Below are 15,400 nucleotides of genomic sequence, written 5' to 3'. Positions count from 1 at the left end.
CGTGGCGGCGAAGCGCCGGAGCTCCGGCTCACTGCACCTTGGCGAGGGCCGCGTCGTAATCGGGCTCCTGCGCGATCTCCGGGACGAGCTCGACGTGGAGCACCTTGTTCTGCTCGTCGAGCACGAGGACCGAGCGCGCGAGCAGGCCGGCGAGCGGCCCGTCAACGAGCGTGACGCCGTACTTCTGGCCGAAGTCTCCCCGGAACGTCGAGAGGCCTTCCGCGTTCGAGATGCCCTCGGACGCGCAGAAGCGGGTGTGCGCGAACGGCAGGTCCGCCGAGATGTTGAGCACCGTCACGCCCGGGAGCTTCTCGGCGCGTTCGTGGAACGTGCGCACGGATCGCGCGCAGGTCGGGGTGTCGACGCTCGGGAAGATGTTGAGGATCTTCTTGCCGGGATAAGATGAGAGCGTGCGCTCGGAGAGGTCGGTCTTCACGAGCGTGAAATCGGGGGCGGCCGCGCCGACGGACGGCAGCTCGCCGGCGGTGTGGATGGGGTTTCCCTTCAACTTGGTCTGAGCCATGGTCGCATCCTCCTCTGTGCTCTGTGCAGCTGTGCGGCAGCGCCTCTCGTAGGCGCGCCGAGGGCGGACGCCAAGCAGAACCAGCCAGGCTGCCTCGACCGGAGCTCCGCTCGTCTGGCGTGCGGCCGTCGTTGGCGTGCGGGCGTTGTGCTGGCGGGCGGTCTTGCCCGCGCGCGGAGGAGCGCGCGATCAGCGGAGGGGCGAGCGATGGACCAGCGGAAACGGCTCGACCTCGCCGTCGTCGGGGTTCGTCGAGTCCCTGCTGTACCCGATCTCCTGTGCGTCCGTCGTGATGACGAAGGGGCCCCCGATCTCCTCTGGCTCCACCCTGTCTTCGTAATCTTCGGTGGTGTCGCCCCTGCCCGATGTCGCCGAGGCGACGTACTGCTCGGCGATCTGCTCGGCGAGCTCGTCGACGACCTCCGTGGGGCCGTCGCCCGGGTCGGGGATGAACGCATCTCGGTTCTCCGCGCGACCGGCGCTCCTGCGCGCCGCCTCCACGAACTCATGGCTGTGGTTCCTGCTGGTGGCCCGCAGGGAGCTGTCTCGCTTGGTCTGCATGGATGATCTCCTCGCTCGGCGGCGGGCTCTCACGCGCTCTCGGCGCCGCCGCCCTTCCGCTGTTCTGATGGCGAGAGATGCACTGCGTGTACCATGACGCTGGATGGCCGATCCGCGCGCGCCACGGCGAGCGGATGGGACCGGCGCTCGCTCCCTGCGAGGTGCGGGCTTCGCTGGCGTGGAATCGGTGGTGCGTCGTGCCACAGCGGTCGCGATGGGCCGGTGGCACGATGCCCCGGCCCCGCGCCGCCCTTACCAGTCGAGCTCTTCGCGGATGGCGCCCGCGAGCTGCTCGGCCATGAGCGCGTTCGTCTTGACGCTCGGGTGGTAGTCGCAGCCGAGCCCGTTCGCCGCGCCGTCCTGCGCAGGGAACTCGAGGACGCGCACCTTGTCGTCGCCGCTGTCGTTCCGTTCCTCCACCACCTGACCGATGTAGGCGCGCGCCCTGGTGAGCGCCTCGGCGCCTTCCGGGTACGAGTCGCTCAGCATGGGCCCGATGGTGCAGAAGATGAACGCGTTCGGATAGTTCGTTCTGACCGTCTCCACGAGGCCCGCATAGGCCTCCGTGAACGGCCCACGGAACTGGGCGTCGCCCGGGACGTTGGGGCTGAAGTCGTTGGTGCCCAGGTTGATGACCACGACCTGCGGCACCCAGGACGCGAAGTCCCAGGCGGGCTGTGCCTCGTCGGCGATCGTCCGGCCGTACATCTTCGGCATGGTGTCGGCCGCTTCATCGTTGTAGTTCCGGTACACACCTCTTCCGGACCAGGCGACGATCGTGGTGTCGGCCCCGACGAGCCGGCCTGTCAGGGCGCTGTAGGCGAGGTAGTTGTTCTCCGTATCGCTCGTGAACGGGCAAGTCTCGTTGGCGCCATCGACGCCGTAGCCGGCGGAGATCGAGTCGCCGATCACCTCGATCCGGCGCTCGGGCGCCGCCGGGACCGGCAGGAGCGCCTCACCCTGCTCCGGGACGAACTCGAGGAACTGCGACACGCCGACCAGCGGCTCGGTGCGGCGGTGGAGCACGAGGTCGTGCTCGCCGTCGGGCAGCCCGTCCGCGACCGTGTAGAGATCCTCCTCGCTGTTGACCTTGAGGACGCCCTTCGCCTCGCCGTCGATCACCACCTGGAAGAAGTTGGATTGAGCCGCGGTCGACTCGTCGTTGAAGCGGACGCTGATCGACGTCCCCGAGAACCGCGTGACGATCGCGCTGCCGGCCCAGGAGAAGCGGGGGCCCTCGGCGTTCGTGGTATCGAAGCGCCCGATGAAGCGGATGGTGTCGCCGGAGGGGTCTTGGCCGCCGGCGCCGCTCGTGCTCGACGAGGTCGTGCCGGGATCCGCGCCTCCGCCGCCTCCGCCGCCTCCGCCGCCTTCGCCCGCGCCGCCGCCGCCTGTGCCGGCGGCGCTGCTCGAGGTGGGCGAGCCACCGCCCGAGCCCGTCGTTCCAGCCGTTGCATTCGAGTCGTCGTCACCGCAGCCGGCCAGCGCCGACCAGGCGATGCAGCAGATGGAAGCGAGCTTCGGGAGATTGGAGTAAGCTTGTCGTTTCATGCGCGCGAGGATGCTCTAGGTCCGTGGCGCGGACAACTCCAATCTCCTCCTGCGCGCCGGGGCAGACACCGCAGCGCGGGCGTCGAGCTGCGGAGATCGGATGATCTCAGTTCCAGGTCCGGTCCTGGCTCTGGTATCTGGAGCGGCCGCTGTCCCCGGCGGGGGAGCGCTCGTGGCCCTGGCCTTGCGAGGCGCGCACGTCGTCGCGCTCGTGGACGCGGGTCGAGTACCCCTGCGGGATCTCGTCGCCCATGAAGCGGCCGAACCCGGGCCGGCGCTCCGGGCGATTGTAGACGTCGCCGTAGCCGCTGCGTTCCTGGCTGCGATCGCGGCCTTCGCGCTCCTCGCCGCGGCCCTGGTATCCGCGACCGTGGTCGCCTCGGCCCTCATGGTGGCCAGGGGCGTTTCTCTCGTCGCCGCCGCGATATCGATCCTGGTCCTCGCCGCGCCCGTAGCCGTGGCTACGATACTGGTCCTCGCGGCCCTGGTAGTCGTCTCGTGAGGAGTCGCGGCCCTGGTAGCGCTCGCGGTTCTGGTAGTCGTCTCGCGTGGTGTCGCGGCCCTGGTAGCGCTCGCGGTCCTGGTGGTCGCCTCGCGTGTCGTCGCGGCCCTGGTAGCGCTCGCGACCCTGATAGTCGCCTCGCGTGTAGCCGCGGCCCTGATAGTCGTCTTGCGCATAGCCGCGGCCCTGATAGTCGTCTTGCGCATAGCCGTGGCCCCGGTAGTCGTCTCGCCCGTGGTCGTCGCCCTGGTAGCGTCGGCTCTGGCCCTCCTCGTCGCGGCCGTGGTCGTGGCGCCCGTAGGCGCCGCGGCCCTGGTCCTCGTCCGGTCCGGAGAAGCCGCGGCCCGCGTCGCGACCGTAGTAGCCGCGGTTCTCGTCGCGCCCTCGCTGCGCCGAGCCGAACCCTCTTCGCTCGTCCTCGGCGCCCCGCCCGCTGAAGTGATCGTCACGCCCGCCGAGCCGCTCCCACGAGGGGCTGTCCTGTCCGTAGGCGCGGCGCTCCTCGGGCTCGCGGTAGCCGCGCGCGCCTCTGCCTCCCTGCTCCTGCCAGCGCCTCTCGGATCCGCCGCGCTCGTCCGATGCTTGCGGGCCGCCCGCCCTCCACGGGCCCCTGCCGTCTCCGCGCCCTTGCTGGCCGTACGTCTGCGGCAGCTGGCCCAGCTCTCCCTGCCGGCTGCCGCCGCTCTGGTTCGCGTAGTTGCCGCGGCTGTACGACCCTCGCTCGAACGCGTCGTGCTCCCCCTCGTGACCGCGGAATCCGCGCTGATCGTTGTCCCGTGGCGCGCGCCACCGCTCGTCCCGGGGACGCCAGTCGTCGCGCGGCCCCTCGTCACGGAAGTCCCGGCCCTCGTAGCGATCTCGTGCCATCTCGCTCTCCCTCTGGGTGCTGGTGAACAACTCTCGAGCCTCACGCAGGCGGTCACCTTCGTGAGCAGCGGGCCCACCTGTTCAGCAACCGACGTGCCCAGTTGAAACCCGGTTGAGAGGAGAGGAGCGCCGGCGCCCCGACAGATGGCCTCGCGGCCGGCTCGCGCCGCCGCGGGACAATGCGCCACACGCTGGGGCAAGCTGTCACGCAGGCGCGGCTCGTATCATTCAGGACGAGCTCGCCGAGCCGGCACAGCGGCCCGGTTCGGATCTGGGGCAGGGAAGCAGGGAAACAGGGAAGGTGAGCACCGCATGCAGCGGCGCTCACCTGACGCTCAGTAGCGCGTCTCGCAGGGGTGCTGATCGGCGAACGCCTTCACGGCGGTCTTGTTGGACGACCACGGGAAGTTCCGATCGGTGATCGACCACGAGAGCGCGCCCGCATACCCCATGTTGTAGAGGTCGCCCACGAACTTGTCGTAGCGCACGTCCATCTCGGCCATGTTGATGGGGAACTCGCCCATGACGACCGGCTTGTCCGTGAGGCCGTACTCGGAGAGGGGCTTGTTGTACGGGAAGTAATCGTTGACCCAGCCGTACATGTGGACCTGGTAGAAGTCGACGTCCGAGCGCGTCCACGCCTGACCCCACTTGATGGCGGCGCTGCCGACGCTCACGGGCGCGCCGGTCTCTCCTCTCAGCACGGCGGCCGATTCCTTGGCGAGCGCCTCCATCTGCTGGTGTGTGACGAGATCGAACTTGCTGGAGTCCCCCTCGAACGCCGGGTCGCCGCCGTAGAGGCTGGGCCCGGTCATCGCCCACTCGGGCTCGTTGATGACATCCCAGGCCAGCATCCGGTCGCGGTGTGGGCTCGACGCCACCGTCCGAGCGATGGGGCGGACGACGTTCTCGATGAGCTTGGCGCGCCGGCCCGCGTCCGCGACGATGGGCCCCATGCTCGCGACCGACAGGCCGTTCGGCGGGTTGTACGATGTCTTGTAGAAGCCATCGAAGGAGAACAGCGTGAACATCACGTTGACCTGCGCCTGGTCCGCGAGCTCGAGCGCCGCCAGGATGTCCTGCGTCGAGGTGCCGCCGAGCCCGGTCGGGTTGCCCTGTCCATCGAAGTTGATCTGATCCCCGTAGAAGCGGGGGTAGATCCACCAGCGGACCACGTCCACGCCGTTGGCGCGCATGTCCTGCAGGTCGGCGAGCACCTGGCTCTTCTTGCCCGAGATGCCCGCCTGGCTCCACTTGGACTGACCGCCGAAATCGGCGCCGAAGTCGCGCCAGGCGTAGTTCACGCCGTACATGAAGCGAAGGCGGCAGGCGATCTCGACCCCTGCGTCGAACGGACATTCGTCTTCCACGCCGGCGCAGGCGCCGGTCTCTCCCCCGCTGCTGGTGCTGCTGCCGACCACGGGGCCGCCGCTGGTCGTGCTCGCGGGCCCGCCCGTGGGCTCGCCCGCGCCCGCGCCCGAGCCCGTGGGTGTGCCGCCGCCCGCGCCGGAGCTCGCCGGTGTGCCAGCGCCCGCGCCGGAGCTCGCCGGTGTGCCGGCGCCCGAGGAGTTGCTCCCGCTGAGGCCGCTGTCCCCCGCTTCGCCGCCGGCGCCGCCCTCGCCGCCGCCGCCCGAGCCGTCGCCACAGCCGAATCCAGCCACGGAGAGCTGGAGAACCCCGACAAGAAGAAGCCAGTTGCGCATGCCCGATTATCACCAGAAACGCGCGCCGGACCAGCCCGAACTCTTAATCGGTTCAGTGACTCACCGCGCAACGTTCTGCTCTTGCTACAAGATCGTAGTCGCAGCGGCCCTGATGAAGATCACGTGAACTTCGCAGGGCACCCGCGGTATCGCCGCTTACCTGGACGGCCCGCGCGGCCTCGGGTGGATCCCCATGTACGCGGCCGCACTCTTCGCCGAGGGATCGTCGGGATAGCGCTCGATGAGGTCTTCCGCGAGGCTGCGGGCCTGGCCGATCCGGTCCAGGCGCACGAGCGCCCGCACGCGGAGCATGCCGCGCTCGGCGGCGCGGGGGCTGTCGCCGAGGTCGCGCGACGCCTCGTCGTCGAGCCGGAGCACCTCCTCGGGGTTGCTCGTCAAGGCGGCGCGCATGCGGTCGATGATGCTGCCCTCGGGGTCGGTGTCAGGCGCCGGCTCCGACTCCTGTGCTGCGGCGCTCACGGTGGCAGCGGCCGGCGGGGGAGCGGGGGGGACGGCGGGCGCCTCGTCGGGTCGCTGCGGCCGGGGGGCTGCGCGGGACTCGGCGCTCGGCGGGCGCGCGTTCGGTGCGGGGCGCTTGTCGCGATCCACGAAGAGGAAGGCTGCCGCGGCGAGCGCGGCGACGGGGAGGCCGATGAGCAGCGCGCTGCGAGCGCCGGACGGTCGGGGGGCGTCCACGGCGGCGAACGTAGCGCGGAGGAGCGGCCGGCGGTAGCGGACGGAGCGAGCGGAGAGCGCAGGAAGGGGAGCGCCGTCCAGGTGCGATGGCGGCCGCCATCCGCGCGACCTCGGGCCGACCCACGTCGAGGCGTTCCTCACGCACCTGGCGACCGACCACCATGTCAGCGCCTCGACGCAGAGCCAGGCCCTCGCCGCCATCCACTTCCTCTGCACCCACCTCCTCGCGCTCCCTCGTCGCGCAGCACGTCGATTTCACCTGAGCGAAGCGCCCCGCGCGCCTCGCCGCGGCGCTGCCGACGGTGTTAGACAGGTCTACCCTATGGCGTTGGACAGCATTTGGGCCTTGCAGCGCAGAGCCGATATGTGAGATTTCTCGTGAGGGAAGGCACAAAAAGCGACGAGCTAGACAGACCTGGTCTGGCGGCTTCGGTTGACCAATCGATTGATAGTCAGGCCGACAGTGAGAAGAGGCCGCGCATGACACCATTGACCCTCTACTTCGCTCCCAACTCGATCTCGCTCGCCACCATCATCGTGCTTGAAGAGATCGGGACACCTTACGTGCTCGCGCGTGTCGACCTTGCGAAGGGCGAGCAGCGCTCGGCCACGTACCTCGAGCTCAATCCGCTCGGCCGCGTGCCCACGCTTCGCACCGAGAACGGCTTGCTGACCGAAACGCCTGCGCTCCTGACGTTTCTGGCTCGCTCCGCTCCCGCGACAGGACTCCTGCCGGCGGATGCGTTTCTCGAAGCACGTGCGCTCTCGTTTCTTTCGTACCTCGCCTCAACTGTCCATGTCGCTCACGCTCACAGGATGCGCGGCTCGCGTTGGTCCGACGACGCAGAGGCCATCGCATCGATGCAACGCAAAGTGCCTCGGTCCGTCCTCGATGCCTTCTCTCTGATCGAGCACCATAAGCTCGAAGGTCCCTGGGTGCTGGGAGAGCACTTCAGTGTGTGCGACGCGCATCTCTTCACGCTCGCTCAGTGGCTGGAAGTTGACGGAGTCGACACTACCAGGCTCCCGCGTGTCCTCGACCACCGCGCCCGCATGTTGCAAAGGCCCGCAACTCAGCGAGCTCTGGCCGCCGAGCGCAGGGGATCCTCAGATGCGGCCTAACTTGGGTTTGCAGCTGACAAGCCCCGCTGGTGCTGCTCTGCACGCTTGAACGCTCGCGGGCCTGCCGACACTATTTGAAACTGCCGCGATGTCGTCAGGCCCGCGGTCGCGCTTCGCTGCAAGCTCGGGGGCGGGGTTTGCAGCTGAAACTTATGTCGATTCGGCGGCGGAGGCTCCAGTCGGACGGACCATACCTGTCGGTCATTGGCGACGCGTCTCGGGGCGCCGACCGTGGAAACCAAGCATGATGCCGCACAACGATGAAAGGGATCTCCAGCGACTCTCGCACTGCCTAGCGCAGCACGGCTTTGGCACACGATCCGCACCCCACTTCGCGGAGAACGGCATCGTTGCCTTCACCGCGGTCGTCCACACACGTGTGGGCAACGTCATGGAGAATAATGTCTTTCTCTATGCCACTCCGGACGGCTGGTGCGCGCGCATCATCCAACACGGTGGCCCGCACTGGATCAGGGCCGCAGAAGACATCTCCGCTTTGGAACGCATCGCCCTGGATGCCCTTCGCCGCACGAAGACTCCGCCCAGCTCAGCTTGGACCGAAGAACAGAGTGCCCCATGGATCGACAGAGGAGGGCCGAGAGAATGTCACAAAGCCAGAATGTCACAAAGCCGCCGAACAAGCGGCTGGTGCTTACGGAGCGCCGAGCGTCGCTCCGCTCGGTACGGCGCTCCGCAGCGCACAGCCCGAGCCCGATGCCGAGCAAGAAGCGATCTGGCGTGCCCGGCTCGCGCCGAACTTCGCTGAGCTCGGCGTCGATGCAAGCGCTCTCCCGACCGGCCCCGGCCGATTGCCCTTCAGCGATGAGGCCGCTGATGTGCTCGAGGAGTTCAGACCTGCTGTGGTGAGCTTTCACTTCGGTCTTTCCTCGGAGGCTTTGCTCTCGTGGGTGCGCCGCTGGAGCGCGAAGAGCCTGTCCTCCGCGACGACGGTCGACGAGGCGCGCTGGCTGCAGGCGCGCCTCGTCGACGCGGTCATCGCCCAGGGCATCGTGCCAGCGGCCGAGCTCACGCGACAACTCGCGGGTGCACTCCCAGGTGCACGCTGACGCCGCGAACCCGACAAATGAATCAGGCGGAACTCGGTGAAGAAGACCTTGCCCCCGGAGCTCATCGTGTCGCGCTCGCGAGCCGGCGCGTGACCCGATGATGCGCGAGGCGATGAGGGGGATCTTCCGAGCCGGCGCGCTCGCCGACCCGGCGGGGCGCGCTGGCGGGGTCGCCCTGGCGCTCGTGGTTCCACGCTCCACGCCTCGCGCGCAGGTCGAGTCGAGCGCCTCGCCGGCGAAACACGCGTGGCGCCCTTGACCAGCGGGTCGGTTTGCTCTTCGTTTCCCCGACCATGAAGCTCGTCATCCGCTCCGCTGGCGTCTGGGGGCATCCCAATCTCCGGACGTGGACGCCCGACGATCCCGACGCGTTCGCCGAGCTCGTGATGATGGACATCGGGCCCAGAAAGGGGGCGGGCGCGGATTCCTTCACCCTCAGGGTGGCCACGCCCGCGGGGCTGGACCGGCTGGAGGCACGCGATGGAATCCTGGCCATCCGCCCGCTGCTCGTGATGCGCCGGTACGACTTCGACGATCTCTGGCGCTGGCTCGAGCAGACCGTCGCGTCCTGCGAGGCCGAGACCTGGCCCGCCTGCGTCGAGAACCTCCGGCGTCACTTCGCCTGGGAGTACGAGGGCTACCGGGAACCGTGATACCGCGCGCGCCACGAAGCGCGCGGCCGGAGCCCGCCATCACAGGAGCCGTCAGTACACGGCCGTGAGCATGGGCAGCGCCTCGTACCGCAGCCCGATGTTTGACTTGATCGCAGGATCCTCGCTCTGGAACGTACGGAGTTCGGCTTCGTCGCGGACGGCAACGATGCCGACGCCCCATCCGCCCGCTGGGTCGGCGACGGGTCCGAAGGCGATCACGTGGCCCTCGGCGAGCTTGCCGCGCCAGTATTTGCCGTGCGCCTGCATGACGGCGCGCTCATCAGCCGTCATGTCCTGCATGAAGGTCGCGCGCGACGGCAACAGCCGACAGAGAAAGAAGCGCTGCTCCGGCTGCGGCGCGACGTGGTTCGTGAGCCAACCCAGGACACGCTCCCAACCTGTCGCATGGCTCTCGCAAGACGCCACACGAGCGCCAAATCCAGCGTGTCGGACCGTGAGGCGCGTACCCGTCTCGATGGCGTCGAGGAGATAGGAAACCGTCGTCGGGGGCCCGTCCGCATCCCATGACGGTTCCCATGTCTGAACGAGCCTTCGAGGCGGATCGAACTCGAGAACTCTGCCGCCGACATGGAACGGCTTCCCGTCTGCCCCCACGCCATCGGTCCGCCAGGCCCCTCCGACGTGAAGGTCGATCTTGAAGGCGGTCGTGCGATACATCTCCGCAGAACCCCACCACTTCGTCAGCTCGTCGGTCGTCAGCGCACGGAAAACGCGCTCTGGCGCCGCGGCGATCTCGATGCGAGCGAGGATCGTCCCTTGCGCGACATCGGCGATCGAACGGGCTCGGATGTTCTTGGCTGTCATGTATCCTCCAGGTAACGCTTCAGCGACTCGAGATTGCGACCCCAGAACGCGCGGTAGCCCTCGAGCCATGCCATCGCCTTCTGCAGTGGTGCGGGTCGCAGCGTGTAGAGCCGCTCGCGCCCGACCTTCTCCTCGGTTACCAGCCGCGATGCCTTGAGCACGCGCAGGTGCTTCGAGATCGCGGGGCGGCTCTGAGAGAACTCGGCTGCGATCTCGTTCACCGGGGCAGGACCCGCGCGCAAACGATCGAGGATCGCGCGACGGGTTGGATCGGCGATGACAAAAAACACATCGATGTCGGCTTTCGCGGGCGACATATCGGTAACCTGTGGGTTACCAGTATCGTGGTGGCCTGACCTTGTCAAGCGCTTCGAAGAGTCCCCGCACCACGGCCGTGCGCTGCGCAACGTCGGCAGAGCTGACCCCCTGCTTCCGCACCAGCTCGTCTCGCGAGCTGTCATGCGTTGTGCGGCATCATCCGCACGAGACGGTGCTCCAGCGACCGGTGCGACAGGCCGCCCTCGCCGCCGGTCTATCGAGGCGCGCGAACTGCCACACCCCGCGTCACTCCTTCGCCACGCCCTTGGTGGAAGCCGGCTGTGACATCCGCACGATCCAGGAACTCCTCAGCCACCGCGACGTTAGCACGACGATGATCTACACCCACGTGCTGAACCGCGGTGGCCTGGCAGTCCGCGGCCCACTCGATGACCCCTTCGGTCCGAGGTTGTAAACGGACCGGTATGCGTCCGGCAGCCTCCCGATGAGGCGGCCGCGCCGTGTCATCCAGGTGCCCCCGGCTCCCCGGAAAGGCGGCCGCTGCCGCCGATGTTAGACGGGTCTTCCCTATGGCGCTGGACAGGAATTGGGCCTTGCGGCGCAGTGCCGATCCGTGAGACTTTTCATGGGGGAGGGCACAAAAGGCGAAGATCTAGACAGACCTGGCCCGGCGGTTTCGGTTGACCAATCGACTGGCAGTTGGGCGTCGTGCGTCGAGCCCCCTTCAGTTCGTCAGATGGTGGTCTCTTCGGTCGTGAATTCTTTTTCAATGTGGTAGGGCAGTCGGACCTCCCAAGCTGCAGAGCGCCCGGCACTGTGAGAGGAGACTTCGGTGAATTGGTCACAGATCTTTGAACTGATCGGCAAGCTGGCCACCGGAATCGCTGCGCTTGCTGGCGCGTGGTGGGCGGTTGTGAGGTGGCGCAAGCAAGACGAACTCTTCCCTCGAGTCAACTTCGAGGTCTCGGCGAATTTCGTCGGCTTCCACGGCGACAGCGTGATCACCGAATTGGTGGCCGTACTGGAGAACAAGGGGCAGGTTCCGCTCAAGATCCGTCCGTTCTCGTTCAAAGTTCGAGGTCTGGGCAAGGAGGCCACCCTTCAAAAGGGGAGCGCAAACGTTCGAGGCCAGCTGCTGTTTCCGACCCTCCTCGAAGAGGGTGACTTTGTGCCTGCTAGTTGGGACCACTCTTTCGTGTACCCAGGAGTAAGAACCGAGTACAATTTCGTGATTGCCATTCCAAAGACGGTGGCATTCATCCGGATGCAGGGGGACTTCCAATATCTGGGGCGCCAGGATGCCACGCATCACGCTGCAAAGATCCTTGCGGTGCCCACAAACGAAGCTCTGCCGACGCTCGCCACTGGCGATCCGATGCCCGCCGCGAAGGCCGATGGGGAGGGTACGGCGCAACAAGCGCCTGCACCCGACGGTGCGCGGAGCCTCGCTCTGCTCGGCACGGCGCCCCGCGGGTGAGGCGCCAGCCGTTGGGCAGAACCCCTCACCCTCAAGCATCATGCTCGATGCGATGGGCTGCGGCATCAATGGGAACGCGCGGTGATAGGGATTGGTGCTCGTGTTGGGCGGGCACTCTGCCGAGGCGGACCGAGCGAGACGCGCCGCTCCTGTGCCAAACGAGCGCTGAAGGCGCTCGCCTCAAGACCCCGGTCGCGGCGGAGCCGACGCTGATCCCGGCCTGGGCGGCGCGCGGCCGCGCTATTCTTCCAGCATGAAGGCCACGGAGTTCGACGACGATGCGCCGGCTGATCGCTGCCGTGCAACGTGGCCCCGCGGGCACCGCGGCCGTCGGTGAAGCATGAACGAGCGATCGAACCTGCTCGAAGAGTACCAGCTCGGCCGGCGTGACTTCGACCGGGCGAGCCTCGAAGGCGCCCAGCTCGCCGGGGTGGTGCTCGACGATGCGCGGCTGCCTCACGCGAACCTCGACGGCGCCGACCTCTCCCGGGCGTCGCTCCGCGGCGTCGACCTGGAGGGCGCGTCGCTCGTCGGCGCGAAGCTCGACGGGGCCGACCTGAGGGGCTGCAAGCTCGCAGGCGCCGATCTGACCGGTGCGTCGCTCCTTCGTTCGAACCTTCGCGGCTCGGACCTGCGGCGCGCGAAGCTGTCCGGAGCCGACCTGCGCGGCGCCGACCTGCGGCACGCCGGGATGGCCGGCGTCGATCTCTCCGGCGCTCGCGTGTGGGGCAGCAAGATCGCGGGCGCGACCCTGAGCGGGGCCGTGATCCGCCGCACGCTGGGCTGGATCTCGCTGGAGCAGACTTCGCCGGTGCCGATGCGGCCGGAGGACGCGGGCGTGACGCTCGGGAACGCGCAGGAGGCGGCGAGGCACGCCGGCGCGCTGTTCGTCGCGCAGCTCACGGCGGCCATCTATGGGGTGCTCACCATCGCGGCCGTCGGAGACCACGAGTTCCTCGGCTCGGCGGCGGCGATCAAGCTCCCCGTGGTGGACGTCTCGGTGCGGACGAGCCTCTTCTTCATCGCGCTGCCGATCTTGGTCCTCGCCGCACAGGTCTATTACCTTTTCTATCACCACCTCCTCCTCAGGCTGTGGCGCGCCTTGGAGGCGCTCCGCGCGCAGCGTTCGCCTGCTGAGCACTCCGCCGAGACGCGGCACTTGCTCCGGTATCCGTGGATCGGACTCTGGGTGCACGGACCCGGGCTCGCGGCGCGGTTCGCCCTGGTTCCGTTCCTGACCCTGTCCTGGCTCACGGGGCCGCTCGTGCTCTGGGTCGCGTGGCTCAAGGCGAAGCCCTTCCACTCGACGGTCGGCCTGTGGGCGATGGACGGCGCACCGTCGGCGCGGGTGTTCGCCGTCGCGTTCGCGGTCGTCTACGCCGCGCTCTCGCTGTGGCTGATCTACGAGGACGCGCTGGAGCGAGGCGTCGTGGAGATAGTGCGCGTCGCGGTCCTGAGCGCCTCGCTGCTCGCGTTCGCGGGGGTGCTCGTCCAGGTCGCGTCGGTCCATGAGCACAGGCTCGAGCTCGTCAACGCGGAGATCTCGCGGAAGCCGTCCAGCGACAGCGAGGATCCGCGCGGAGCGATCCTGCCTGGCGTTCAGCTGCCCGGCGCGAAGGCTCGGCGCGCCTACCTGGCGCTCGCGAATCTGAGCGACGCCAACCTGCGCAGCGCGAACCTGTTCGGCGCGAACCTGACGGAGGCGAACCTGATGGGCGCGGATCTGACCGGCGCGAACCTGCACGGGTCCATCGCAAAGGGCGCGAATGCGGCGGCTGCGAGCTTCATCGACGCCTTCCTCGGCTCGTCCGACTGGACCAGCTCGGGGCTGGCCTGCGCCAATCTGAGGGACGCCAAGATGAGAGGCGCGAACTTCACCCAGGCGAACCTCCGAGGCGCCGTGCTCGTGCAGGCGATGATCGAGCAGGCGATCTTCGACCAGGCGGATCTGCGGCAAGCGGATCTGTCGGACGCGTACGTGGACGCCGCGCGCTTCGAGGGCGCGCTGTACGACGAGAGCACGGTGTTTCCCCGTCACGTCGTGCCGCACGGCGCGGTGCGAGCGCCGGCGCTGAGCCCCCCGCTCCAATGTCCCCCGCACCCCTAGACGGCTCTGGGCATCGCGGCCGCGCACCGCCGCGGGCCGCGAGCCGCAGGCCGTTGGACGGGCGGGGACCACTCCTCTACTCTATCGATCGCGGGGACTCATGCCGGAAGATCTAGACCTTCAGTACCTGGAGGGACTCGTCGCGGATCCAACGGCCATGTTCGACATGGCGGAGCGAAATCTCTCGTGGGATGACCGGATGCATTCACGTCGAACCGCCTCGTGCGGGGTGGCGTACAACTACTCAGGCATCTCTTACCCGGACTGCGAGATGCCGCCCTTCGTGCAGGAACTCGCGGCCCGCCTCGCCCGTGTGGTGGGCCATCCGATCAACAACTGCCTCGCCAACTTCTATGCCGATGGAACGGCGAAGATGGGCTTTCACTCGGATTCGAGCGCCGGCGTCGTCGCTGGAACGACGACCTCGATCCTGTCGCTGGGCGCGCCTCGCGTCCTCACCTTCCGCCGGAGCCTTCGCCGGGACGAGAGGCACGACATGGCCCTGGCGCCCGGCTCGCTCCTGATCATGCACGCCAGCGTTCAGGAGGGGTGGCAGCATGCGGTCCTCGCCGTCGAAGCCGCGGGCCCGCGGATCAGCCTCACATTCCGATTCCTGTCACGGTGAACGTGGCGGGCTTCCCTGGTAAGCTCGCGGCCGTCATACGGACGAGAGTGAGCGACGGCGTCAGCCGCAGGGGCGCCCCCGAAGGAGGAGGACGTGGCGAGAGGACGAACGCAGCGAACCGCGACCGTCGGCGTCGCCGAGCACGGCAACTCGGCGGTGCTCGTCACCGTCGCGCCCGGCGGCGAGCTCCTCGATCGCAGGCGCATCGACCTCACCGATGGCGGCTTGCCGACGCACCCGCATCACCACGAAGGGTCGTGGGCCGTGGGCCGATACCTCAACACCCCGGGAGCGCGAGCGCTCTCGCTCGCTGACGCCGTGGCGCTCGTCGAGCTCGTGCGAGCGTCCGCGGCGCGCGGCGCGCGCGAGAGCCTCGAGGCGCTGGCCGCGGCTGTGGCCCTGCCGATCGCGAGCATCGCGATCCGCGTGTGCCCCGAGCTACCGCCGACGACCGAGGAGCGCATCGCCGACAATCGCGCGCAGACATTCGCCGACTCCGTCATGTATCGCGAGGCCCTCGCGGCCGCGGCCAAGGCGCGCGGCTGGTCCGTGCACTGGTACGACCGCGAGCGCGTGTTTCGCGACGCTGCAACGGCGCTCGGCCGCGACGACGTGAACGATCTTCTGCACGCGATGGGCCGATCGATCGGGCCACCTTGGCAGGCCATACACAAGCTTGCGGCAGCTGCGGCGATCGCAGCCACAGCGCATCCAGCGCCGCGGGCAACCACCGGATAACATGCAGTTGCAGCGAACGCCGCCGCACGCGAGGCCGTTCGAGGCGCGGTCCGGCAGTTTCTCGTTCGGCTCTATCACGCGGGATTCGTCTCCGAAGCCGAGGT

At 68.4% G+C, this 15,400-nt stretch carries 16 protein-coding genes and 1 pseudogene; 9 read left to right on the top strand and 8 right to left on the bottom strand.

Annotation, left to right across the window (positions count from 1 at the left end; translation table 11 throughout):
* Positions 1 to 28: 28 nt before the first annotated feature.
* The 6 genes from tpx to WME79_RS32100 all read right to left on the bottom strand — a co-directional run bounded on the left by tpx (position 29) and on the right by WME79_RS32100 (position 6,403).
* A complete protein-coding gene (gene tpx / locus WME79_RS32125) occupies positions 29 to 523 on the bottom strand; it encodes a thiol peroxidase (RefSeq protein ID WP_437522613.1) in 495 nt (164 codons plus the stop codon).
* Positions 524 to 712: 189 nt separating this feature from the next.
* Positions 713 to 1,084: a hypothetical protein gene (locus WME79_RS32120; protein ID WP_437522610.1), complete on the bottom strand. Its 372-nt coding sequence runs from the start codon at positions 1,082 to 1,084 to the stop codon at positions 713 to 715.
* 252 nt (positions 1,085 to 1,336) lie between these two features.
* Positions 1,337 to 2,635 (bottom strand): SGNH/GDSL hydrolase family protein, encoded by a 1,299-nt coding sequence (locus tag WME79_RS32115; RefSeq protein ID WP_437522607.1) that lies wholly within the window; start codon positions 2,633 to 2,635, stop codon positions 1,337 to 1,339.
* Positions 2,636 to 2,741: 106 nt separating this feature from the next.
* On the bottom strand, positions 2,742 to 4,004 hold the full coding sequence (locus WME79_RS32110; RefSeq protein ID WP_437522604.1) for a hypothetical protein: 1,263 nt from the start codon (positions 4,002 to 4,004) through the stop codon (positions 2,742 to 2,744).
* A 335-nt stretch (positions 4,005 to 4,339) separates the two neighbouring features.
* Positions 4,340 to 5,707 (bottom strand): endo-1,4-beta-glucanase, encoded by a 1,368-nt coding sequence (locus WME79_RS32105; RefSeq protein WP_437522601.1) that lies wholly within the window; start codon positions 5,705 to 5,707, stop codon positions 4,340 to 4,342.
* A 156-nt stretch (positions 5,708 to 5,863) separates the two neighbouring features.
* The gene (locus WME79_RS32100) at positions 5,864 to 6,403 is read right to left on the bottom strand and encodes a hypothetical protein (RefSeq protein WP_437522598.1); all 540 of its coding nucleotides are present in this window, start codon (positions 6,401 to 6,403) and stop codon (positions 5,864 to 5,866) included.
* 145 nt (positions 6,404 to 6,548) lie between these two features.
* On the opposite strand from WME79_RS32100, the gene WME79_RS32095 reads away from it, so the two are divergent.
* From WME79_RS32095 to WME79_RS32080, 4 genes and pseudogenes are all read left to right on the top strand, one after another.
* On the top strand, positions 6,549 to 6,773 hold the full coding sequence (locus tag WME79_RS32095) for a hypothetical protein (RefSeq protein WP_437539989.1): 225 nt from the start codon (positions 6,549 to 6,551) through the stop codon (positions 6,771 to 6,773).
* 110 nt (positions 6,774 to 6,883) lie between these two features.
* Positions 6,884 to 7,525: a glutathione S-transferase family protein gene (locus tag WME79_RS32090; protein ID WP_437522595.1), complete on the top strand. Its 642-nt coding sequence runs from the start codon at positions 6,884 to 6,886 to the stop codon at positions 7,523 to 7,525.
* Positions 7,526 to 8,229: 704 nt separating this feature from the next.
* Positions 8,230 to 8,535: pseudogene (locus WME79_RS32085) on the top strand (2-nitropropane dioxygenase); the annotation flags it as partial.
* A 350-nt stretch (positions 8,536 to 8,885) separates the two neighbouring features.
* Positions 8,886 to 9,245, top strand: a complete 360-nt coding sequence (locus WME79_RS32080) for an immunity 8 family protein (RefSeq protein WP_437522592.1) — start codon at positions 8,886 to 8,888, stop codon at positions 9,243 to 9,245.
* Positions 9,246 to 9,296: 51 nt separating this feature from the next.
* Here WME79_RS32080 and WME79_RS32075 read toward each other — a convergent pair whose 3' ends face one another.
* Both WME79_RS32075 and WME79_RS32070 read right to left on the bottom strand, forming a co-directional pair.
* Positions 9,297 to 10,139 (bottom strand): SRPBCC domain-containing protein, encoded by an 843-nt coding sequence (locus WME79_RS32075; protein WP_437522589.1) that lies wholly within the window; start codon positions 10,137 to 10,139, stop codon positions 9,297 to 9,299.
* A complete protein-coding gene (locus tag WME79_RS32070; protein WP_437522586.1) occupies positions 10,067 to 10,387 on the bottom strand; it encodes an ArsR/SmtB family transcription factor in 321 nt (106 codons plus the stop codon). The genes WME79_RS32075 and WME79_RS32070 overlap by 73 nt, the downstream gene beginning before the upstream one ends.
* An 11-nt stretch (positions 10,388 to 10,398) precedes the next feature.
* Between WME79_RS32070 and WME79_RS32065 the strand changes: the two genes are divergently transcribed.
* The 5 genes from WME79_RS32065 (at position 10,399) to WME79_RS32045 (ending at position 15,296) form a co-directional block, all read left to right on the top strand.
* Positions 10,399 to 10,803, top strand: coding sequence for a tyrosine-type recombinase/integrase (locus tag WME79_RS32065; protein ID WP_437522584.1), 405 nt, complete (start codon positions 10,399 to 10,401; stop codon positions 10,801 to 10,803).
* Between the two features lie 378 nt (positions 10,804 to 11,181).
* Positions 11,182 to 11,826: a hypothetical protein gene (locus WME79_RS32060; RefSeq protein WP_437522582.1), complete on the top strand. Its 645-nt coding sequence runs from the start codon at positions 11,182 to 11,184 to the stop codon at positions 11,824 to 11,826.
* 340 nt (positions 11,827 to 12,166) lie between these two features.
* Positions 12,167 to 13,933 (top strand): pentapeptide repeat-containing protein, encoded by a 1,767-nt coding sequence (locus tag WME79_RS32055; protein ID WP_437522579.1) that lies wholly within the window; start codon positions 12,167 to 12,169, stop codon positions 13,931 to 13,933.
* 199 nt (positions 13,934 to 14,132) lie between these two features.
* Positions 14,133 to 14,558, top strand: coding sequence for an alpha-ketoglutarate-dependent dioxygenase AlkB (locus WME79_RS32050; RefSeq protein WP_437522577.1), 426 nt, complete (start codon positions 14,133 to 14,135; stop codon positions 14,556 to 14,558).
* A gap of 93 nt (positions 14,559 to 14,651) precedes the next feature.
* Positions 14,652 to 15,296: a hypothetical protein gene (locus WME79_RS32045; RefSeq protein WP_437522575.1), complete on the top strand. Its 645-nt coding sequence runs from the start codon at positions 14,652 to 14,654 to the stop codon at positions 15,294 to 15,296.
* Positions 15,297 to 15,400: the final 104 nt, after the last annotated feature.

The sequence above is a fragment of the Sorangium sp. So ce726 genome (assembly GCF_051521405.1).
Taxonomy (GTDB): Bacteria; Myxococcota_A; Polyangia; order Polyangiales; family Polyangiaceae; genus Sorangium.
Note: the sequence above shows the minus strand (reverse complement) of the source record. Positions and strands in the feature narration are given on the sequence as shown.

Bases quoted from the DNA above. Each gene is read 5' to 3' on its own strand.
- WME79_RS32105 (WP_437522601.1), bottom strand. From the start codon at position 5,707: ATGCGCAACTGGCTTCTTCTTGTCGGGGTTCTCCAGCTCTCCGTGGCT.
- WME79_RS32075 (WP_437522589.1), bottom strand. From the start codon at position 10,139: ATGGCTCGAGGGCTACCGCGCGTTCTGGGGTCGCAATCTCGAGTCGCT.
- tpx (WP_437522613.1), bottom strand. From the start codon at position 523: ATGGCTCAGACCAAGTTGAAGGGAAACCCCATCCACACCGCCGGCGAG.
- WME79_RS32090 (WP_437522595.1), top strand. From the start codon at position 6,884: ATGACACCATTGACCCTCTACTTCGCTCCCAACTCGATCTCGCTCGCC.
- WME79_RS32120 (WP_437522610.1), bottom strand. From the start codon at position 1,084: ATGCAGACCAAGCGAGACAGCTCCCTGCGGGCCACCAGCAGGAACCAC.
- WME79_RS32115 (WP_437522607.1), bottom strand. From the start codon at position 2,635: ATGAAACGACAAGCTTACTCCAATCTCCCGAAGCTCGCTTCCATCTGC.
- WME79_RS32050 (WP_437522577.1), top strand. From the start codon at position 14,133: ATGCATTCACGTCGAACCGCCTCGTGCGGGGTGGCGTACAACTACTCA.
- WME79_RS32110 (WP_437522604.1), bottom strand. From the start codon at position 4,004: ATGGCACGAGATCGCTACGAGGGCCGGGACTTCCGTGACGAGGGGCCG.
- WME79_RS32070 (WP_437522586.1), bottom strand. From the start codon at position 10,387: ATGTCGCCCGCGAAAGCCGACATCGATGTGTTTTTTGTCATCGCCGAT.
- WME79_RS32080 (WP_437522592.1), top strand. From the start codon at position 8,886: ATGAAGCTCGTCATCCGCTCCGCTGGCGTCTGGGGGCATCCCAATCTC.
- WME79_RS32055 (WP_437522579.1), top strand. From the start codon at position 12,167: ATGAACGAGCGATCGAACCTGCTCGAAGAGTACCAGCTCGGCCGGCGT.